This window comes from Martelella alba (assembly GCF_005217455.1).
Lineage (GTDB): Bacteria > Pseudomonadota > Gammaproteobacteria > Enterobacterales > Enterobacteriaceae > Acerihabitans.
Window position 1 is genome coordinate 48,876 of sequence record NZ_SZPQ01000017.1, and the last position, 23,239, is coordinate 72,114.

Annotated in this window: 15 protein-coding genes and 2 pseudogenes; all 17 read right to left on the minus strand. The window is 35.8% G+C overall.

The window, feature by feature from the left end; genetic code table 11:
• Positions 1 to 10 precede the first annotated feature (10 nt).
• The 17 genes and pseudogenes from wbaP to FCN80_RS12630 all read right to left on the minus strand — a co-directional run bounded on the left by wbaP (position 11) and on the right by FCN80_RS12630 (position 23,239).
• Positions 11 to 1,444, minus strand: coding sequence for an undecaprenyl-phosphate galactose phosphotransferase WbaP (gene wbaP, locus FCN80_RS12550; protein WP_136990504.1), 1,434 nt, complete (start codon positions 1,442 to 1,444; stop codon positions 11 to 13).
• A 394-nt stretch (positions 1,445 to 1,838) separates the two neighbouring features.
• Positions 1,839 to 3,212 carry a phosphomannomutase CpsG gene (gene cpsG, locus FCN80_RS12555; protein WP_136990505.1) on the minus strand — a complete coding sequence of 458 codons (1,374 nt, stop codon included), beginning with the start codon at positions 3,210 to 3,212 and terminating at the stop codon, positions 1,839 to 1,841.
• An 18-nt stretch (positions 3,213 to 3,230) separates the two neighbouring features.
• A complete protein-coding gene (locus FCN80_RS12560; RefSeq protein ID WP_170975386.1) occupies positions 3,231 to 4,655 on the minus strand; it encodes a mannose-1-phosphate guanylyltransferase/mannose-6-phosphate isomerase in 1,425 nt (474 codons plus the stop codon).
• A gap of 78 nt (positions 4,656 to 4,733) precedes the next feature.
• Positions 4,734 to 5,279 (minus strand): serine acetyltransferase, encoded by a 546-nt coding sequence (locus tag FCN80_RS12565; protein WP_136990507.1) that lies wholly within the window; start codon positions 5,277 to 5,279, stop codon positions 4,734 to 4,736.
• A gap of 215 nt (positions 5,280 to 5,494) precedes the next feature.
• Complete coding sequence (locus FCN80_RS12570) at positions 5,495 to 7,468, minus strand: hypothetical protein (protein ID WP_136990508.1); 1,974 nt, start codon at positions 7,466 to 7,468, stop codon at positions 5,495 to 5,497.
• A gap of 962 nt (positions 7,469 to 8,430) precedes the next feature.
• Positions 8,431 to 9,275, minus strand: a pseudogene (locus FCN80_RS12575) (IS5 family transposase).
• 369 nt (positions 9,276 to 9,644) lie between these two features.
• Complete coding sequence (locus FCN80_RS12580; protein WP_136990509.1) at positions 9,645 to 10,796, minus strand: glycosyltransferase family 4 protein; 1,152 nt, start codon at positions 10,794 to 10,796, stop codon at positions 9,645 to 9,647.
• Positions 10,796 to 11,797: a glycosyltransferase family 4 protein gene (locus FCN80_RS12585; protein WP_230492644.1), complete on the minus strand. Its 1,002-nt coding sequence runs from the start codon at positions 11,795 to 11,797 to the stop codon at positions 10,796 to 10,798. The genes FCN80_RS12580 and FCN80_RS12585 overlap by 1 nt, the downstream gene beginning before the upstream one ends.
• The gene (locus FCN80_RS12590; RefSeq protein ID WP_230492645.1) at positions 11,790 to 12,611 is read right to left on the minus strand and encodes an O-antigen ligase family protein; all 822 of its coding nucleotides are present in this window, start codon (positions 12,609 to 12,611) and stop codon (positions 11,790 to 11,792) included. Before FCN80_RS12590 ends, FCN80_RS12585 begins: the two co-directional genes overlap by 8 nt.
• Positions 12,612 to 13,026: 415 nt before the next feature.
• A complete protein-coding gene (locus FCN80_RS12595) occupies positions 13,027 to 14,094 on the minus strand; it encodes a glycosyltransferase family 4 protein (RefSeq protein WP_136990511.1) in 1,068 nt (355 codons plus the stop codon).
• 821 nt (positions 14,095 to 14,915) lie between these two features.
• Positions 14,916 to 15,624, minus strand: a pseudogene (locus FCN80_RS12600) (IS110 family transposase); the annotation flags it as partial.
• Between the two features lie 209 nt (positions 15,625 to 15,833).
• Complete coding sequence (locus tag FCN80_RS12605; RefSeq protein WP_170975387.1) at positions 15,834 to 16,673, minus strand: glycosyltransferase; 840 nt, start codon at positions 16,671 to 16,673, stop codon at positions 15,834 to 15,836.
• Positions 16,674 to 16,729: 56 nt separating this feature from the next.
• On the minus strand, positions 16,730 to 18,055 hold the full coding sequence (locus FCN80_RS12610) for a lipopolysaccharide biosynthesis protein (protein WP_136990513.1): 1,326 nt from the start codon (positions 18,053 to 18,055) through the stop codon (positions 16,730 to 16,732).
• Positions 18,048 to 19,286, minus strand: coding sequence for a glycosyltransferase (locus tag FCN80_RS12615; protein ID WP_136990514.1), 1,239 nt, complete (start codon positions 19,284 to 19,286; stop codon positions 18,048 to 18,050). The genes FCN80_RS12610 and FCN80_RS12615 overlap by 8 nt, the downstream gene beginning before the upstream one ends.
• Complete coding sequence (wcaK, locus tag FCN80_RS12620; protein WP_136990515.1) at positions 19,283 to 20,566, minus strand: colanic acid biosynthesis pyruvyl transferase WcaK; 1,284 nt, start codon at positions 20,564 to 20,566, stop codon at positions 19,283 to 19,285. Before wcaK ends, FCN80_RS12615 begins: the two co-directional genes overlap by 4 nt.
• A 38-nt stretch (positions 20,567 to 20,604) precedes the next feature.
• Entirely contained in the window at positions 20,605 to 22,785 is a 2,181-nt protein-coding gene (locus FCN80_RS12625) for a polysaccharide biosynthesis tyrosine autokinase (protein ID WP_136990516.1), read from the minus strand.
• A gap of 16 nt (positions 22,786 to 22,801) precedes the next feature.
• A complete protein-coding gene (locus tag FCN80_RS12630) occupies positions 22,802 to 23,239 on the minus strand; it encodes an arsenate reductase/protein-tyrosine-phosphatase family protein (RefSeq protein ID WP_136990517.1) in 438 nt (145 codons plus the stop codon).

A 23,239-nucleotide genomic window follows, 5' to 3' on the forward strand; every position in this document is an offset into this window, starting at 1 on the left:
CGACATAAGGCTAGTACGCGCCGTCTCTTCTTAAGACCACGTTGACGGTTTTAAATAAAATAGCGATATCATTCCATAGTGACCAGTTTTTGACATACCAGGAATCAAAATACACCCGCACGTCATAATCGACATCGTTACGGCCGCTGACTTGCCATAAGCCGGTCATCCCCGGTTTGGCCATGAGATAATAATCGACATCGCCCGCATAGCGTTCAAGTTCCTTTTCAATGATCGGCCGTGGCCCCACCAGACTCATATCGCCACGCAGGACATTCCAAAGTTGCGGCAACTCATCCAGACTGGTCTTGCGAATGAATTGCCCCACCTTAGTGATACGCGGGTCATTTTTTAACTTAAAATCTTTATCCCATTCAGCCCGCGCAACAGGGTCGTTGGCCAGCAATTCGGCCAATACTTCCTGGGAGTTCAACACCATAGAGCGGAATTTCAGGCAATGGAACTTCCTGCCGTTCAGCCCCACCCGCTCATGACCGTAAATGGGGCTTCCGCCGTCGCGCGAGACCTGGTAAAGCAAGAAGAGGAAAATGGGCGATAAAAAAAGCAATATCAATGCCGAACCGAATATATCGAATACCCGTTTTAAAAAGCGCGAAGACCGTTTTGCCAAGTTGTTGCTGACGCGCAGGATCATGACTTCGTGGCTAAAAATAAAAGACATATCGGTGCCGTACAACGGGACCCCACGCAATGTCGGGATCACTGAAACCGAGCGGCAATTATGCTTCGCCAACTGTTTTAGCCAATAATCCCGATAGGCATGTTGCTCAAACTCCACAGCCACAATGAACTGGGTATTATCGGTATCCACCAACGGCCATAATTCCGATTCATCCTGCAGAACAGGTTTACTGAAAGATGTCGTCACCGCGCTGTCGTCGACAGCGTAGAAAGCCTCAACATCAAATCCCAGTATCTCTTCACTTTGCAACGCCGCATAAGCGTCATGGGCATTTTTGCCAGAACCGATGATAATCGTCTGTTTTTTCCAAATACCGGCCATATTCAGAGTACGTTTAACGATAACGCGGCCCAGCGGTACGGTGATTGCCGCCAATACCCAGGTCAAAAACCACACATAACGGGATAACTCCCATTTTGAGAAAGCGACAATGGCCAGATCGATCACCGAAAATATAAGGATGGTACGCAAAATCTCTTTCAGTTCAAACCAGAATGGCTTGCGGTAAGTATAATGCCGCAAACGCATCCAAAACCAGGAAACGCACACCACGGAAAGAATGATATGTGAGGCATAGCGGGCCTGTATTTCGTCCCTTGGGACAAACGCATAGAGATCATTAGAAACTAAATCGATAATAGATAACGCGAGTATCAGTGATATACTCAAGCAGAACAAATCAGAAATAGCCAATGTTATTTTGGCAACATAGGCCTGGAGAGAAATATTTTTATTAGTCATACGATGCTCTTTATCGTAGCTTGATTTAAGCATGGATGTCATAATAGCGCCTCACCATATATCCAAAAGTTGCACACATTGAAATTCATTATGACGGTGGCATCTCAATCAATTTCATCAATTTTATAATGCAAACATAGGGTAACAAAGGTTGACATCCATTCCTACTTAAAATCACATAGTTTTAGGGCAGATAAAATCAATTAAGATAATACTGATTATAGTATTTCAAACTGAGGATAAAACATTAAGGATTATCCGAAAATACAAATCACAACCCTATGATAATATATCACTATAAGTACTTATACGGAAAATCCCTATCTCGTGATACTTCACGTTGCCTTATTGTTGGCCACGATGCACCTCGAAGTATTTAGAGTCAATTCCGTTCTCATTTTCGTAATAACGACAAAATAGCCGTTGTTTTTTCCTGCATCAGGCCGGTATCAGCTTTACTTTCCACATTCAGCCGCACAACCGGCTCGGTGTTTGAGCTGCGAAGATTAAAACGCCAGTTTTCAAACTCGAGACTGATACCATCGGTATAATCGATAGCCAGCGCTGCGCTTTCATACGCTTTCAATACCCGGTCGATAGCCGCTTTCGGGTCGGCCAGCGAGCTATTGATTTCCCCGGAGGCAGGATAAGCGGACATTCGATTACTGACCATCTCACCGAGCGTTTTGTTTTTGGTAGACAAAAGCTCGGCCACCAGTAGCCAGGGGATCATCCCACTGTCGCAATAGGCGAAATCACGGAAGTAATGGTGCGCGCTCATTTCACCGCCATAGATGGCGTCCTCTTTGCGCATACGCTCTTTGATAAAGGCATGGCCGGTTTTGGACATAACCGGGGTGCCGCCGGCTTTGGTCACAATATCCACGGTATTCCAGCTCAACCGGGGATCATGGATGATTTTCGCGCCGGGATTTTTCTCCAGAAAGGCTTCGGCCAGCAAGCCGACGATATAGTAGCCTTCAATAAAATTCCCTTTCTCGTCAAACAAAAAGCACCGGTCGAAATCGCCATCAAACGCAATACCCATATCAGCTTGGCATTCTTTGACGGCATTAGCGGTATCCTGTCGACATTCAGGCAATAGCGGGTTGGGAATACCGTTTGGAAAATTACCGTCCGGTTGGTGATGCACCTTGATGAACTCAACGGGCACGGCGGACTGTTTAAAGCGTTGCTCGATGGCATCCACTACATGCCCGGCCGCGCCATTGCCTGAATTTATCACCAGTTTCAGCGGTCTGGTGAAATTCGCCATCGTGATATAGCCGAGCAGATGATCAACATAGGTATCCAGAACGGAAATTTTTTGGTAGCGGCCTTTGTGCGCCGCCTCCGGTTTGGCAAATGCATTCTCTTGCGCCAGACGTTGTATATCCCGTAATCCGGTATCGCCGCTGATAGGCCGCGAACCTTCCTTGACCAATTTCATGCCGTTATAGTCCATTGGGTTATGGCTGGCGGTCACTTCAACGCCTCCGTCAACGCCCAGATGCGATGTCGCGAAATAGATTTCCTCCGTACCACACATCCCAATATCCAGTACATCCGTGCCGGCATCACGCAAACCTTCAGCCAATGCCAGTTTCAACGATTCGCTGGTCAAGCGGACATCGCCCCCCAACACCATTGTCTTGGGTTTGAGAAACTCGCCATAGGCGCGGCCAATCCGGTAAGCGATATCCTCATTAAGCTCGTCGCCCAATTTACCGCGAATGTCATAGGCTTTGAAACACGTCAACTGAGTCATAGTCAATTTCCCTGTCAATTAAAATAACCCGTAATGATCTTTGAGACGCACGATATCGTCATCGCCAAGATAGGATCCCGACTGGATTTCCAGGAGTTCCAGCGGAATCTTGCCTGGATTTTCCAACATATGGACAGAACCGATAGGGATAAAAGTAGATTGGTTTTCCGTGAGCAGGTAGGATTTGTCTTCCAGAGTGACTCTGGCCGTCCCGGTCAGTACAACCCAGTGCTCCGCGCGATGATGATGCATTTGCAGAGAGAACATACCGCCGGGTTTCACCGTGATGCGATTGATGTTGTAACGGGCCTCACTGACTATGCTGTCGCAGCGGCCCCATGGACGATAGGATTCGCGATGGCGGCGATATTCTGTTCGTGAATTTTGTTTGAGATATTCAACGACCTTTTTAACATCCTGCACTTTTGATTTATCAATCACCAGTACGGCATCCTTGGTGTTGATGATAACGAGATTATCGACGCCAACAGCCGCTATCAGTTTTTCATCCGTGTTAATATAGCAATTGGTGGTTTTGTGCAGGAAAATATCCCCTGTAAGGGCGTTTTCGTTCTCATCCTTTGCGTTTACCTCCCAAAGGGCCGACCACGAACCAACATCATTCCAGCCGGCATCCAAAGGAACCACGACTGCCTCAGTGGTTTTTTCCATCACCGCATAATCAACCGACTCATCCGGACAGGCAAGAAACGCCTCTTTTTTGACACGAATGAAATCTTGCTCGACGTCTGCTTCTGGTTTTTCAATGGCAGTTTCGCACGCAGAAAGAATATCAGGTCGAAATTTGCGTAATTCGTTGAGATATTCACTGGCGCGAAACATAAACATCCCGCTGTTCCAGTAATATTCACCGCTGGTGATATATTTTAAGGCGGTATCGGAATCAGGCTTTTCCACAAAACGTTGCACCTTATAGCTACCTTGCCCATCAAGGCTAAGGGACTCACCGCGTTGGATGTAGCCGTACCCTGTCTCTGGCCCTGTCGGTACGATACCGAAGGTAACCAGTTTATTATTGAACGCGTAGTCAGTCGCTTGCATAACCGCAGCCTGAAAAGCCTGGGTGTCTTCAATGACATGATCGGCCGCAAGCACCAATAACAATGGGTCGTCACCATTGGCCACTGCACTTAAGGCGGCTAAAGCGATGGCCGGCGCGGTGTTGCGCCCAACCGGCTCCAGAATGATATTGTGCGAAAGCTGTTTGATTTGACGTAATTGCTCCGCCACTAAAAACCGGTGTTGTTCATTACAAATCACCAGTGGCTCTCTGGCATTAATCCCGTTCAAGCGAGTGACGGTTTCCTGGAGCATGGATAATTCGCCATGCAGACGGAGAAATTGTTTGGGGTAGAGTTCACGGGACATCGGCCATAAACGACTGCCGGTACCTCCGGCCATAATGACAGGTAAAATCATCATAACTTCCTATGCATTTTTATCGGCCAAATAAAATTAATAAAAAGATCTTCGTAAACCATGTTAAACTGTTAGATATATTTAGTTTATATCATCCCCATTAATATTTATCATTTTAGCAGGGATCACTATTGATCCGGTTTGTATATTTCTTGTAACGACAACACCTGCGCCAATTTTACAATTATCACCAATTTTAACTTCTCCGATCACAATAGAATTTGCTCCAAATTCAACATTATTGCCAATGTTTGGGCATCGTGATATCGAACCATCCTTTTTAACCTTATTCCCTATTGTCACACCTTGTCTGATTATGCAATTTTCCCCTATTTTCACTTCTGGATGAATAACAACAGCAAATCCATGATACATTACCAAGCCAATACCTATTTGCGTTCCTGGATATAAATCACATGCGCATATGCAGGTCGAATAAAGCCTAAATATTATAAATAATAACAGGTAAAATGGAAAAAAAGCAATAAACAAAAGTTTATTATTTTTTCTTTTGTATCGCACATAATATGTTAAACGGAAGAAAATTAATAAGATGATAAGCCTCAAAGAATCATTTTTTTTAGATTCAAGCCTTATTGCATTAAATGTTTCTTTTAGTGTATTCAATTGTTTTCCTCGGACTTAAGCATCATAAACGCCATCTCCTTCAAAAAAAATACACGAATTATATAAGTATTTATCTTAATTAAGATAAAGATAACATTGCTATAACAATATATTACTATATAAAATCAATATTTTATTAGATATCTATAAAAAAGTAATATAAAAGATTTTTACTTTACCCTTCTTAAGAAGAAATTATTAAGAGAAAATTATTTTTAGCCCCCTTCTTTATAAAATGGGAACCAGACATTGATTTTGTTTTGATTTTTAGTGTGTTGTTTTATATAAATAAGAGTTTGATCCTGCTGGATATCCCCAATTCTAGTTGTCATTTTACCAAGAGGATAATTATATTTATGCGGCACATCCCATTTTAAGACATGTTCTGCAACCACATTAGTAGTGGTAAATTCACTTATACCCGAAAAAGTAAAGTTTTCACAAAAATGATTATTAAATTCAATAGCGGCACTATCATCAAGATCAATGTTTTTGATTATTCCGCCATCAACTTTAGCACGAGAAAATGAACCTCCTCTGAAAAAATCTATACGACAATTATTAAATACTATTTCAGAATAACCTTCCGTTGGCTTTAAAATTTGATTAATTTCTTTTATAGAGCATTCTCTAAAATTAATATCTCCATGATATTCTTTAGAAAAATGGACTTTGGAAATATCAATAAAGTTTAACAAAACATTTTCAGTATAATTTTGAATATCTAAAACATTATTTATTTCCCCATTAGAAAAATAATAATTAGATGAAGCAACAAGTTTATTTACTTTAAAATTACTTACTGTATTTTTTGAAGAGGGGTAATGAAAAAACCATGTATCACACGATATAACATCAAATTTAGAATATGAGCCATAATTTGTGAAAATTAAGGACTTAGATGCGTTTATTGTATTTATATTACTATAATCAGCATTAAAAATTATCGAAAGTTTATCACTGGATAAAAATTCTCCATCTGGAGCCTGCTTAAGAGGAGAAGCATCAAATATTGCATTATTAATTATCGAATTGCCAAGTAGAATATATACATTCCTATGTTTCATTCTATCATTAGGATTCTGATCATCACCTAATAAAACGTACGTTCTTTCAGCGTGTATATTATCGATAACATCTCTAACAACATTTATATAAAGAGAATAATGATAAGCCTGCTCACTCTGTATGCTCATAATATGAGTAGTGTTATGAGTATCCCCTTCACTTCCTAACTTAATTTGAGGCGAATTTTTATTGCCACATAATTCTGCAGAAATTCTCTGGATAGTTGAATCCCATACTGAATCCTGATATATGCCAATTCCATTAAAATTAACGGCTCGCATATGTTCAATATTTAGCCAACTCCCCTTAATATATATTCCATTCAGAAGATTATCTCTATTTAGAGATTGCACCATCAACGTACCTTCTAAACATAAACCATCAGCACGATTTTTATCCCATTTTCCTGGAGTACCAATTTCGATAGCCCATTTTCCAACGAAATTATTTGAGTCTACAATAAATAATGTTGTCTTATCACATATTATTTTAGAAACTTTTGTTAAATTTATAGTGACAGATATTAGCCATGGTCCATCTGATAAATTAATTACTTTCTTATGAGAAGAATTAATATAATTTAACATTTGATGAGAAACATCATTTTTACCGCCCGGAACACATCCATAATGTATTGGTAATAATTGATCCGTAATTCTTTTCCAACGTTTTCCTGCATGTGTTACAATTACACTTCCTCCATCGTCCTGTGATACTTTATCTGCCGCATCATACCAAAATTCTCCGCCACCAAAAATACCATTTATATTTGATGACCATCCTGCATAATAGCTAACAACATCTATTCTTTGTCCTATTATATTTGGTTCTGTTTTGCGTAGTTCTGAAATATCAGAGCACCGGCCTATATATTTTAACCCGTCGTTATTTTGAAGTAGCCCAATAATAGCTTTAAAGCAATTTTGTTCATTGATTACTTTCTTGGTGACGTCCGCCTTTTCTTGTTTTTTACTTATAGGTATAGAACTCTCGGCAAAACCGAACTTGATGGGGAATAGACTAGATAATGGCAAAATAAAGGATAGTTTTTTTAAAAAAAAACGTTTGGACCCATCATATGAATCTTTTTTTTTAAAAAACTTATTTTTTATCATTCTCATAATACATTTCCATTATAAAAAGCTAGTATTAAACGATAACGTCAATTATCCCTAAGGGTCCATCCCCTTAGTTACTCACAGAAACCTATATGGCTTTCTCGATTCAAAAAGCTTATGTTCTTATCCATTCTCAATATGTGAAAAATAAATTTCAAATGAAAAAATAAAATAAAATTTTTATTTTATATTTTTGAGCAAATGCCATGGATATTATGTGTGTAAACACTGTGAACGTTAAAATTATTATCCTATCTATGGTTTCCCATAAGGTCTGTTTAATTATATAAAAGGTTATTGTTAATAAGCACGAATCGATCTTTGTCAGAATTATGTTGATTTTTCAACTAAACAAAAAAATACTTTAGTTTATGTTACATTAAAGTAGGTTCCAAGATACTACATACCACGCACAACTTAATATCTATATTCCATATCAATACTTAGATCATTCATAAATCTACTTCTTGAATCTTTTCCTTGCAATCTAATACCATTGACAATAACGCTGATTAGAATATTGGTTGCAATTATTGCTTATCTTTAATGCTCCACTTGTCATTGTCAAGCTTATTCTTCTTTGTGGAGTTTTACGCCGCATCTTTTCCTAGCGATTACTACACACGCTCACTATCCAGACCAGAGTGTTTTGATGTCACCACAAAATCGGCAAAGCAAGAGTCTGTACACTCGTCACAAATATAGCATGTTAAAGCTACGCTACGTTAAGAATATCTATCTTTAGAACCAACGTAACCCCTGAATAACGCCACATTATTAATGTATCCGCGCTATCAGCTGACCCAGGACCAAAATCAGTGCAGTGCTAAATCAGAGATCTTCGTCTTTCTGGATACATCGGATAAATTCTGCCTGAGTCGGTACCCATAGTGGATTTTCCCACGTTCATCGCCTTTGCCGTTTCAACAACGCTGTATTGCTGGTCGAGAACTAGGCTGTGTCCCTTAATTACGTAACCGTTGATAAAAGAGTCGGATGCAGCCCAGTTTCACCATCGCCAGATAATTTCTCGCCGTTTTGTCGTAACGAGTAGCGATGCGACAATATTCTTTCAGGCGACCAAAGCACCGTTCAACGACGTTACGATTTCAGTACGCATCACGATCAAGCTTCGCACGTCCATCCGATGCCATTTTCTCATTTGATTTTCGGGGGATTACTGCCTTTATGCCGTTATTTTTCAGCTCATTGCGTAATGCGTGCCCGGAGTACGCTTTGTCGGCCAGTACTGCATGTCCACGGCGTTTCATGCTGCCGTTCTGACGCTGAACGCCAATACCGTCCAGAAGTCGTTGCGCGAACTGGCTTTCATGAGCCTGCCCGGGGCTTAGCACGATATTTAACGGGAGGCCGTTTCCGTCTGTTGCCAGATGGATTTTGGTGCCAAAACCGCCGCGAGAGCGACCCAGCCCATTATCTCCGTCGATATCGGGATGTTTTTTTAAGCCCCTGCGGCACATTTGAGCGCCCGGATATTACTGCCATCCAGTGCTGTAGCAGACCAGTCAACAAAGCCGTTCGCATCAAGTAGTGAAAGCAACCTGTTGAAAATGATGTTAATCACGCCTGACTTTGACCACCGGTTAAAGCGGTTATAAACCGTTTTCCATGGCCCATATCGTTCGGGTAAATCGCGCCATGGAGCGCCGGAACACAACACCCAGAACATGCCATTGATGATTTTACGATGCTCAGCCCATGGACGTCCGGCCCGTCGTGTCGCAGGTTCAGGAGGCAACAGGGGCTTGATGATGGACCATGCTTCATCGGGAAGGTCGTAGCGAGCCATAGTTCAATATGTCGTGGAAACAGACAGTTACTATAGCTCAGACGATTAAGGGACACAGCCTAATACCGACCAGTCTATAACGCTACTTCCTCAACGCAATGTGAGTTCACCGATTGGTTACGATATATCACGATTTCGGCTCAACAATAGCGGTTTGAAAAGCGGACAGAAAATTATTTACAGGAACGGAGTGACTACCAACATTTACTTATGATCACTTTTTCGGTATAGCGGGTCTTTTTCATGACAATGAGCCTCTTTGTGGACAGGAAGAAAGACCGGATAGCTCAGTTTAGACTGGCACTGTTTGCAGTAAGAAGATCAAATTATTATAATTTAAGCCACAAAGAATTAATAATAAACTTTAATTTAATAAGTTAACTTTTTTGAAGCATTAAATTCTTCCCACTTTTGTTCAACAAATGTAGAAATATTTGTTTTAAACACCTCTTTGCTAAATTTTTCTGCATTATTGCGGCAGTTTGTAGGTTTGAAACTATCCGCATTTTGCAAAAAAAGATTTACAGCCTCGACTAGAGATTTTACATCTTGTTGATAATAAAATAGGCCTGTAGGATTCACAACACCTAGTGGCCTTATAGTTTCTAGTGCTCCCCCTTTCCCATAAGCAATAACTGGAGTTCCACACGCTTGAGCTTCAACTGGAGATATACCAAAATCCTCTTCTGCAGCAAAAACAAAAGCTTTAGCTTTCTGCATATAATCTTTAAGTATATTATCGGGCTGAAAGCCTAGGACTTCGATATTTTTAGAAGACTTACGTTTTATTTTATCCATGTCAGGGCCATCCCCGATAACCACTAATTTTTTATCTGGCATAGCCGAAAAAGCTTCAACGATTAAATCAATTTTTTTATATGGGACCATTCTTGAAGCAGTCATAAAGTAATTATCTTTATTCTCATGAATAGTAAATTTATTTACATCAACAGGTGGATATATAACATGAGAATTTCTTCGATAAATTTTTTGAATTCGCCTTGAAATGAAGTATGAATTGGCAATAAAATAATCAACATTATTTGCAGTTCTTGAATCCCAAAAACGCATTTTATGTAAAATATATTTAGCAAAAAATGATTTTATACCACTGTTTAGATTTGCTTCTTTAAGGTATTGAAATTGAAGATCCCAAGCATATCTAATTGGTGAATGTACATAACTAATATGTAGTTGGTCCGGACCAGTAATAACTCCTTTTGCAACTGCATGATTACTTGATATAATAATATCGTACTTAGTGACATCGAGTTGCTCTATAGCAAACGGCATAAATGGTAAATAAGTCTTATATTTTTTTTTAGCGAACGGCAATCTCTGAATAAATGTTGTAGTGGCTTTTTTGTTGAGTATCTTTGCTCTATCATCATCAGACAAGAAGTCTATAACAGAAAATAAATCTGCGCCGTCATATATTTTCAATATCTCATTTAAAACTTTTTCTGCACCAGCAAAAGTTACTAACCAATCTGAAACTAATGCAATTTTATTGTTTTGCATTAACTTACTCCATAAATAATTTGCTCTAAATTTGCTTTAGCTTTCATTGCGGTTGCTTGCCATGTAAATTTTTTAGCCTGCATTAAACCCTTTTTTATCAATTCACTTCGAAGATTTTTATCATATGTAAGTAACGAAATTGCTTTTGATATCTCGTGCAGATCTAATGGATTTACAAGTAACGCAGCTTCCCCAGCTATTTCAGGTAGAGAGGAACATCTAGAAGTGATGACCGGTGTACCACAAGCCATCGCTTCAATTATCGGCAATCCAAATCCTTCGTAAAGAGAAATAAAAATTAAAGCATCAGCCCCTTTGTATAAAGATGGGAAGTCATGTTGTTCTACAAATCCAGTAAAAAAAATTTTATCGCCTAAATCCATCTTTATTATGAGTTCATGTAAACTTTCATCACATTTCCCAGTGAAAACAAGCTTATAATCTGATGATAATTTTGCATTTGCGAAAGATTTTATAGTCATTTCTTCATTTTTATGTAACTTCCGGTTACTTACACATAAAATATAGGGAAAATCAAACTTTTTAGGAATAACATTCTCGTTGAATTGTGAAGATACCCCATTTCCTATATTTATAACTTTTTGTGGATCAATTTTTGCCCAATCAATTATTCTTTTCCGTGAAAATTCAGATACGGTAAAAATCTTTTTAGCCTTTTTACACCCCCTTTTAATTATAAATTTATAAAAAATTCGTTTAAGTAAACTAGAGTTTTCATCTCTATCAATATGATTCAAGTCGTGAATTGTAAAAACGTATGGAATCTTTGAAAATAGTGGTGGGATATATCCAGGCAAGAATATGCAACCAGCTTTTAATGTGATTATATAAAATGACATTCTTACACAATCGAAAGGTGAAATAGGATTGCCATGAAAATTTGCATTTGTAAATTTAGCAATTTGCTGTATTTCTCTAGAAAAAGTCCCTATTCCACCAAAATCGGACCACCTTTCATCAAAAATTATATCTCTATTCATCAATAGAATACCTCGATATACTATATAACCCTAAATAAAACCATGGATAAACCATATATAGTTGAGCGCCTAATAAAAAGGGCAATGCAAATAAAAGTATATATGTTATTCCATTAACATCATATTTAAAATATAAAAATATACATAGAATAAATAATAACAGACCAATTATACCATTTTCTATTAATAAATTCAGAAAACCACCTAACCCTGTCAAGTCCCATGCTTGAACAACAGGGAAAGGTCCTCTATATTTTGAATCATTCCTTACAAGCGAATAAGCACCTAATCCAATACCTATTAGAGGATTATCTTTTATTATATTAGGGCCTATATATGTTGCTGCAATTCTACCCATAACTAATGAAGGGTCATCATCACGTTGATTTAAAGAAGTTGAGATATTGTCCAATTCTTCTATATATTCTTGAGAAACTTTATAAACTATATAACCACTTAAAAGGAAAGATATAAAAATAAAAATCACAAATCTAATAAAATTTTTAGGTTTTATAAAACTTCTTAAGAAACGATTTTTTAGAAGCATTATATAGAAAAGATACAGAGCAGTTGAAGATATTCCTGCTTTCGATTGTGACAAAACTAAAGCACACAGAAATATAATACAAAAAACTTTTCTTTTACAGTATAAACATTCAAGAAAAAAAAGTGTGCTTAAATACAAACCATATGGCCCACCCTCGACATAAAAAGCTCTTAATCTATGCGTCGATCCATAAGAAACAAAGGCAGTACTAAAGACATAATCTACAACAAAAAGAGACAAAACAATTAAAGTAAATAATGCATTCACGTTTAAAAAGATTGATATAATTCTTTTTCTCGATATTTTATAAATCCTATTTATATTATATGGTATTGATGCAACGATTAAGCATAAGGTGAGTTCAATAAACCTGACCACAGATATAATATATGTTCTTTTGAGCCCGCCATAATTATAAAAGTGAGTATCAGTTGTGATGGCCTTAATAAAAGATAAAATTAAAAAAATTATAAATATAAAAAAAAAATTATTAATTTATTTTCTATTTTCCGCAAAAAAAAAGGAAATATTGATAATGCCATTAATTCCCAAACTTTTATTGGCCCCACGGTAATATCTGTTAATTGGCAAGCAATTGCCATAAAGAAAATCAAAATGAAAGAAAACGTTAAATACCTATTCTGATTAGATGAGTTTGTTATTTCCATACCATTTCACTTCCTCATTTACAACTACTATAAAGAAAAGCATTTATTTTTTTACTGAGTTCCTTTGCTGCATCCTTTTCATATTTATACATATACGTCCTAGATTCACTAAGATAATCTTTCATCCCATCACGGCTGGATGCTATAATAGGAATATTCCTCCGAAGTGCTTCTAACATAACTAATGGGACGCCCTCATACCTTGATGCTATTATAACTAGATCCATTTTATAGCCTTCGACCCATAAATCATTTATCCATCCGCAAAATTTAATATTGATAAAAGATGGTAAATTAGAGCACATTTTAATTAATTTGTTTTTATCCGGGCCATCACCAACGAAAAAAACATTTATTACTTTCTCTCTCCGTTCAATGCATTTCAATGCCTCAATAAAAATGTCATGGCCCTTCTGACGAAAACTTATCCTTCCAGGGAAAAGAATATTAACTTTCTTATAGTCTTCCAGGAAGCAATAACCTTTTCCTCGAATTTCGGATAAGGGTACGTTTGGTATAATATTTCTCATTACCTTAATTTCTGATGAGGAGTTCAAACATTTTAAATCGTCTTTAAAACAAGTAGAAATTGTTATATAACGCATACAAATTCTATAAATTTTACGGCTTAAAATATCCTTTAAAAGGGATAAATGGGATTTCATTTTCTTAAATGAATGTGCGTAAGGAATATAAGAAACAACATTCATATTGAGATGTTCGGCTGCTCGTAAAAATATAGAGCCAAGTTCTATATCACCCTGAACAATCACTATTTCGTCATATTCAATACCTAACTTTTTAAGATAGGACCTGGTTTTTATTAAGCGCCCAATATTAAAAAAAGTATGAATAATATCAAACCGTTTATGGCAGATATTATGGAGTTGATATTTTCTATTTTTTCCAATACAATAATTTATCATCTGGGCATTATCTTTCGGAATAAAAATATTAATATCAACTCCCTTTTTATACAATCTATCAATATGGGTTAAGGCCATTAGTTCATGACCGCCCATTATAGATGATGGGAATAACACTGCAATTTTAAGGTCTTTTAGTTTTCGCATCTTAGTCATAATTTTGCTATAACTTATTGAAAATTATAGTATGCTTTTTAGGTTGAAATGAATTAGTTTATGAAATTGATAATTACGTACTATAAATATTACAGAGTATATTTTATTATAAGATTATAAAATATTTGAATTTAAGCCTTCAGATCAAAGAGCTAATGCTTTTTTATTATCAAATGATACTGAGCAATTTTATTACTTTAAAGAAATTTAATGAAATTTGTTGGTTTCAAAGCTTCTTATTGAAGATTTTATAATAATAAAAAATGTATCTTCTCATACTGTTCCATTACTTAGACTGCATGAAATGGATGATAGGATAATTTCATTATGTCGGTAGCTGTCAACGAAGTTGGCACCCTTATTCGTTTTTACGCTGCCGTTTTCAACCCGGTTTCCATCTTATCTGTATTCAGCATCACTACCTCAACCCGTTGCCATTGACGGCATGAGGTTGACCACCGTTGTTCCGGTCGAGCTTTTCTGGCCGTTTCATATAACGCTTTTCGTTTTGCCCACAGGGTTATATCTTCTCCCTGATGCCGTTGTTCCGGTGTGACATAACCGATGGCGCTATATCAATGCTCTTCTCTTTGTTATTCTACCCACTGAAGACCTCGACCCAATACCTGGCTTCAGCCACATCCAGGAAACCTTATGACGGCCACGATGGAACATGCTTTAACGTCCTGAACAACGACTGCACATACGGATTATCGTTGCTGACCCGCGGCCGGCTGTGCGAACTCGTAATGCTCGGTTCTTCCAGTTTCGCTTTCAACTTCTGGGATTTCATCGGTGCACCATTGATACCCTTCTAAGAGTCAAGTAGTTAGTTGTGTGCTATTAACCTGGCGATTTTGATTACTCAATAACATATAGACTTCACGCGAGATATAGCGTTTTTGGCAGCGTAACGCTTCCATTTTTGGGCAGCCTTCGGCTACCCGTTTTGCCACATACTCCTGTGTTTTCGTATCCAAGCGTAACCGGTCTATCGCAATGATATGCAAAGCGCTGCTGGCTACACGATCGCCGCCACGGTTAAGTCTGTGACGATTTGTTTTGCCGGAAGAAACGGGTACAGGACTGAATGTTACGATAGCCGGTAACACCGGGTCACCACGCGGCCAGGGTACGGATCAACTGCATTCTCGTGAGGTGACGTATCTGATCACGTAACTCATCCGGGGCTGAAACGATATTCATTTAGAATCAGTTGTAGCGCAATACGCCGCACAGCTACAGCCGTTTTGCGGCAGATTTTCAAGACGCGCAGTGCTTCAACCATTCCGCTACGTGTTTTAGGTGTAACGGTACGTATACCTGAGAACGCGGCGTGAGCGGCACTTGCTGCATCGATCGTGTCGCTTTTGCCTCGCTTACGACGTTCCATTTTGTCTGGTGCCGTAACCTCCAGGACTTCAGTTCGGCTATTTGAAGGTAACGCAGCAATCCTGCACCATATGAGCCCGTACATTCGACACCGATACGCGCCACCGTTCCAAAACACGCCATCCATGCCAGCATTTGATACTCTTCTTTGGCGCCCACTTTATTGGCCGGTGCTGGACGCGTTGCCGTGTGGCGACGATCTTGAATCCGGGTGTTCCAGCGCTTCCAAGTGCTTATACTCCGGTGAATAACTTTTTATATCAGGCTCCGTTGCCCCCAGTGTAATTTTCAGTGTGGGGTATCAACTACCCTGCCGGGGGATGTGTATTAAATGCACCCAACTTGCATCATGACATTTTTAAGATTTTTCTGGCTTTGTATTTACATATATTAAGAAAATTTTTTTTATTTAAATTCGATATTAAATCAGTTAAAGTTATAGGTTCACTTTTTGCCATTTTATAATTTAAATATAAGTTTTCTTTGTGTTGTCTTTTTAAAAGCGAATTATGTTTTTCTATAAATTGCCTATAGCCTATATCTAGTTTATTACTTGTTGTTATTCTGCCAAATTCATGTTCTAGATGCTGTATATATGTTGCTCTACCTATATTATAACCATTACCACATTTCACGCATAGGCGAAGCCAAGCATCATAATCTTGCCATGCTTTAAAGGATTCGTCAAATCCGCCTATGCTAACTAAATTTTCTCTTTTTGTAAAAACTTGGCTACCTACGATATTTTCATAAAGTAAATCATCTAGGAGAATAACTTTTTCTTGATCATAACCGCTTTTTGAATGATTGCCATTTTTAAATGTTATACCAGAACATATAAACTCATATGTGTTTTTTTCAAAAAAATCAACAAATGTACTTATACGATTATTCACAAATTCATCATCATCATCTAAACCCGTAATATATATACCTTTAGCAGCAAAAATTCCTAGATTTCTTGCTGCGCACGCTCCTTTGGGTTGATCATTCTTTAAATAAATTATATTTTGGTATTTCTTTTTATAGTTCTCAACTAAAGAATGAGTATTGTCACTTGATCCGTCATCGCAGATTAAAATCTCTAAGTATTCATAATCCTGGTTTAGAACCGAAAGTAAAGCTCTTTCAAGAAGCTTTGACCGATTATGAGTTGGAATATAAACTGAGACAAGTTTATTACCCATAAATTTCCTCGAATGATATGCTGAATAAAAAATATGCATCTCTTTATTTTAACGTATTATTTTATTAAGTTAATATAAAGATCATTGTAATTTATAAAATAAATTAACAAAACAAATGCAATAGCAACAAAAATCCATTGTTTAATATATGAAATAAAATCAATTCCGACTACTGGTTTAATAAAAAGTGGATGAACAAATACTGATATTAATAATTGAGATACTGATAAAGATATTGCTACGGCTCCGATATTATGGAATGTAACAGCCGTTATCAAGCAAACTAACATTATCATTGTAGCCCAAATATTCCACAAAAACTCTATATGCGTTTTACCATTTGCTTGCGAAATTGATCCAGTTAGTCCGCCCATTGGTCTCAACATTCCAAATACTAACATAAGAGGTAAGATGGCAGCCACTTTTAAGTGATTTTTACCATAAAGAATGCTTACTATAGTCGGGGAAAATAAAGAAACAAAGGCATAGCCGATTGCGCATATTATGACTATAAAAAAAGTAGACTTTAAATATATCTTTTTTAACTCAACATTAGAATGCTGATTTTCAGCAAATCGAGGTAAAGCTAACCTATTGATGACAGGAGTTATTAACTGTAATGGACGCAAAACCAATTCTTTTGCAAGTGAATATATCCCTAAAATTTCTGGACCTAGTATTTTACCGATAATAAATGAATCAGCTTGGGTTCGAAGTTGATTTATTGTTTGCGATCCTAATTGAAAACTACCATATTTTATCGCTTCTTTGCATGTTTTGACGTTAAACTCAAAAGTTGGATGCCATGATTTTTCTGATTTTATAATTAAGCAAAATAACCTGATTAATGCATTGATGAATAGCCCTATTATTACACAATAAATACCTAAATTTGTAATTTTAACAAAAATAACTATAAATAAAAATGATAAAAATTTAGCTAGCATCTCAATTTTAGCCAGTATAATAACTTTTTTTATTTTTATAAAGTGCGATTGATATTGAGAGAGAGCTCCAATGATAAAGAAATTTAAACTAGAAAGTGATATATAATAAAATAATTGTTTAATATTATAAAAATAAGAGATTGGATAAGCTAGTATCAGTAATATTCCTCCAGTGCAAAAACCGATAAATACATTCACCCAAAATATTGTACTTTGTTCTTTGCGTGATAAGACCTGCCGATGAACTAAATAACTACTCATTCCCATATCTTGTAGTACCATAGCAACACTGAGTATTGCATTTATAATTGAAAGTTCCCCAAGTTCTGAAATGGGCAATACCCTCGCCAGGATACCTAACTGAGAAATTTGCAGTATTGCATTAAAACATGTTCCACCAAACATCCATATTGCCTGATTTCTTATGTTACTCACCTATTTTTGACTCCAATAAATTGGCTAAATAAGTGTTGACTTTTTGTTGATCAAATTCTTCTTCTATCTTTATACGGGCTAACTTTGTTATTTCCCTTAATGTTTTCTTATCATAAGCATGATCTATCAGAATATGAGAAATTGCGCTTGCCTCTTTTTCTGGAACCAAAAAACCTGATTTTTCATTTTCGATCAGTTCAGGAATGCCGCTATGATACGTTGATATAACAGGTAACCCCATCGCCATAGCTTCCATTAAGACTACTGGTATACCTTCTTGATCGCCATTCATCGCTGTTATTGAAGGTAGTAAAAGAAAATTACTTTCATTCATTAATTCTTTAACTTCCGTTTGATTTTTAAAACCCACAATTTCAATGTTATTTTGAAGTTCTAAAGAATAAATCTTTTCTTTTAACGAGGCTAATAATGGTCCTGAACCTACAATTTTATAATGAAACTTGAAATTTTGTTCTTTGAGTTTTTTACAAGCACAGATGGCATAATATATTCCTTTTTTTTCAACAAATCTTGCCACTGTTAATAGTTTTATTGGACTATCTTCATTAATTTTCTTAACTATCATTTCATTAAAATTAAATGATTCAAGATCAATACCCATTCTTAACACTATGATCTTCTGTATTGCACACCCCAAAGATATTAATTTATTCCTCCAATTATAGCTTATGGGTAAAATAAGTTCTGTATCGCTGAATAATTTTTCATAATCAGCTTTATGCTTATTTATTAAAGAATATTCTGAAATCTCATTTCCATGAAAAATTGTTGCAATTTTTCCTTCAAATAAACCAGCTCTACGAAGTTGTCTAGCAATAATACCATTTATGCCGAAGTGAACTAAAAAAAAATCTGCGCTACTTTTTTTGTTTCTCGCAAGAATAGTTGATAAAAATAGTTTTTTTGTCTGTGATCCAAATTTTTTTTTATTTAGTCCATTACGAACATTTTTTTTATATATGTTTGTAACCGTTTTAAAAAGTCTATATACTAGCTTGAAAATTTTATTATTTTTTTCAGCGGGTAATAAATAACTTGTTATTTCACCCAAATTATAATCATCATATAATGGATGTTTTTTATCTGTATCTCCAGGCCAAATTGAAATTATGCGAACATTATGCCCTAATTTAATGAAAGAAACGATTTGATTCAATACAAATGTTTCGGAAAATATGGGGAATCTTGATATAAAAAAAATTATTTTCATTTTAATATCTCTATTGCTTTTATTATATCTTTGATTATTCCCACCCCTTTTTCTTTTTCTTTCTGCACTGATTCACAAATATTAATTTTCGTTTCTGAAATGTTATCCAATATATTTGATATATGCGAAATAAGTTTTCCCTCAATCAATTCTTTAATATCTATGGAAAGTTCTTCTAAACCAATATTTTTTAGAATTCCTAAAGACTTATGCTCATAATTTATTGCGATTGCTGGTGTACCAAAATTCATTGAAATAATAGCCGAATGTAATCTGGTGCCAATTGTTAACTTACAAAACTGCAATATTTGTCCCAGTTGAATATCATTCACCTCATCCATTACTACATAATAATTTTCGTCGTTGATATTATCTCCTATACGTAACCCTACCATACGATCATCCTTATTATAACTTTCAATACCTGTACAAGTTGATACAGCAATCACTTGATATCCTAATTTAATAATTTTTTTTACTAAATTAGCGAATGCAATTTCATATTGCTCTTGCGTAACTTTAAGTCTTATATCAAACGGAGCTAATTCTCTTAAGGTTATTGCTATTTTTGCTTTCCCAGAAGAAAGTATATTAAACAACTTTGGAGATATATTATTCCGCAAATCATCACGCTCACAATCTTCAGGATTAACCAACCATGCTGTATCGGTTCCTTCTAAGACCTTACTTACAGAAATTTTACTCCTTTTCATTAATTCAAAACTTATATTTTCCCGCAAAATAAGTTTATTTACATTCTCAAATACATAATCAGCAACATGGTTAAATTTTTCATTAGTAAATGGCCCAACGCTATGCCCAATCATAAAAAGGGGTTTTTTTGCAGCCATCGCGCAAAGTGCGTGTTCAAATTGACGTACGCCATATAAATCGACAAAAAAAGACCCCCCCACTTGTATAATTGCATCATAATCTTGCATTTTCTCAATAAGCTTTTTATATATAGAGCTTATATCTGTTTTTTTGTCAAATGTTCTATTTTTCTTTACTTCATCGAAAAGATCATAAAAATCCTTATTTTCAAATATTTTTGATTTTATTTTTCTAAAAATTGTTTTATTATTATTTTTTACCGAATTAAATAAAAAATCTTTATCTACTCTTCTACCTAAAAGGTAAGTAGAACTTATTGGATATCTACTTATGACATCTATCTCAATTTCAGCATTAATACTCTTTATTGATGAAATAAGTCCTCGTAAAATTGCACCATCACCTCGGTTCCCGCATGTATGATTACCAACCAATAGCAATTTCATGTTGTTTTACACCCTTCACAGAAATGTTGTGCTCATAGTTAGCTGTCTATTGATTTATAATCATAATCATAATAGCCATAATCATTATAATAATTACTTGATTTTTTGATTACAGAATTAATTATAGCCCCTTTTATATAAACACCATTTTGTTCAAGTCTATTTATGCTCAATTTAATTTCTTTCAAAGTATTAATACCATATCGTGTAATTAATAGTGAAGTTCCGGCATGACGGCCGACTATGGCAGCATCAGTTACGGCCAAAATGGGAGGTGTATCTATCAAAATAATATCATAAACATTTTTCGCCCATGTGAGTATTTTCTCAAGCTTATCATTTAAAAGTAATTCTGAGGGATTTGGTGGTGCTTTTCCTCTTGTTATAACACTCAAGTTAGTAATTATATTACTTTTGATAGCCTCATTAATCGAAATTTGGTCTGATATAATTTCTGATAGGCCCTTATTATTATTTAATCCAAATATTTCGTGTAAATATCCTTTTCGCATATCAGCATCGATCAAAAGAACATTATTTCCTGCTTGCGCGAATACCGCGGCAATATTTGTGCAGACGAATGTCTTCCCTATTGATGGACTAGCTCCAGATATCATTAGCACATTATTTTTTGCTTCCAACATAGCAAAATGCAGACTTGTTCTAAGACTTCTCATAGCTTCGATGGCTATGTCAGTTGGGTTTCCTATTGTAAGGAGTTCCTTTCGTATAGCTTCTTTATTGCTTTTTCTATTCTGATATTTTTTTATATATTCTGCATCCTTTTGTACTTGCCAAGTTGATAATGGTATACTTGCATAAACTGTGATACCATTCTCTTCTAATACTGCAGGGTCTTCTATTCCCCTATGTAAGAGATTTTTGATTACCACATAGACTGTTGAGACGATAGCACCTAGAATCACAGAAATAAGCATTATTAGTATTTTTTGTGGTTCAACTACTTGTGGCTGAGTTACGGCATTATCTACAATTCTTACATTACCAATTGTACTAGCTTTAGAAATATTTAATTCTTGTTGTTTATTTAAAAGTTCTATATATATAGATTGATCAGATTGAGCATCTCTTGTTAATCGTAATATCTCCTGCTGAGTTTTTGGCATTGTATTAATTTGCTGATTTAATTGATTTTTTTGCTGTTCTAAAACTTTCTTTTGATCCAGTAAAGTTTTATATGAAGGATGTTTTTTAGTATATAATTTAGAAACTTCAGCTTCTTTTATTGTCAATTGATTAATTTCATTTTCAATATTTACCATCTGTTCAAGAAGTGATCTTGCTTCTAAAGATAAATCTACTGAATCATGTTCTTGCCGATATTTATTTAATCTATCTTCAGCTTGATCTAAAGAAGATCTTACTTTAGGTAATTGAGATTTTAAAAAGAGCAAACTTTTATTTGCTTCTTCAGATTTTCTTTCAATATTCTGCTGGAGATAATTAAATGCTATACTATTTAATATGTTTTTAATTTTAACTTTATCATCGCCGGTTAGTGTTAAAGTTAATACTCCAGTATCTTTCCCTGCATCTAAAACGGAAAGCTCTTTGTTTAAATTATTAATGGCCGTTAATGGCCTGGTTTTCTTAACTGCAAACTTAGTGCCTGGTTTTGCTATTATACTTTCTACGTAGTCTGTTATACCATTTTTACTACAGAATTGCCCAATTTTACATCTTAATAGTATATTATCGTTATACGATAGTATATATTCGTTATTCTTAAGAGATTCTAATTCAAGCTCTTCACCAATTAAATCGTCGGGGATGTTTAATTTTGTTATAAGTATTTTTGCTGTAGTTTCACCTATTAATCGTGCCCATCCAGCCCCTATTATAGGAACAAATTTTTGTTCCGCGGTAATATTTAAATTTAAATCATGAACGGTTTTCCCCAGAACTAACCTTGACTTAATGAGTTCGATTTCAGCATCCGAACTTGGTTTTGCAGTCGGTAAAACGCTTGCTAGATCGTTCATTAAATCATTTTCGATCGTGGGTTCTACTTGTACTAATGCGTCGGCCTTATAGATAGGCGTCGCAAATAGACAATATAATATACCAGCTATCGCAAATAAGGAAATTATACTGATAATTACCCACTTATAATCAAGTAATAACCCAATTATCCGGGCGAGATCGAGCTCATCCTTACTTTCACCAGTTGTTCGTGAAATCATATCTTTTTCAGACATTCTAATCCTTGATTATTCAATAAGTTAATGCTCTAGCCCAATTTTGGGCATCTTCATCAAGTAGTTTAAAGATATATTCAAAGGTTTCTTTACTTTTCCTATATGGATCTGGTATATTTCTCTTCCCGCTCCAATGACCAAATAGCAAAATTTTCCCTCTGGTTAATGGTGCAATTTTGCAAATTTCATTTATATGCTTTCTTTCCATAACCAAAATCAATTCACATTTATTACACAATTCATAAGTGATTTTTTGAGGATGATGGCCGCTAATGTCTAGATTATGTCGTCTAGCAATTTCTATTGCATATGGATCTGCTGTTATGTTATTCAATGCAATAATTCCTGCAGAAATGATTTCATTATTATGTGTATAATACTTTAGTAACCATTCTCCCAATGGGGATCGACAGATATTCCCTGTACAAACAACAAGTATTTTTAACTGTTTCAT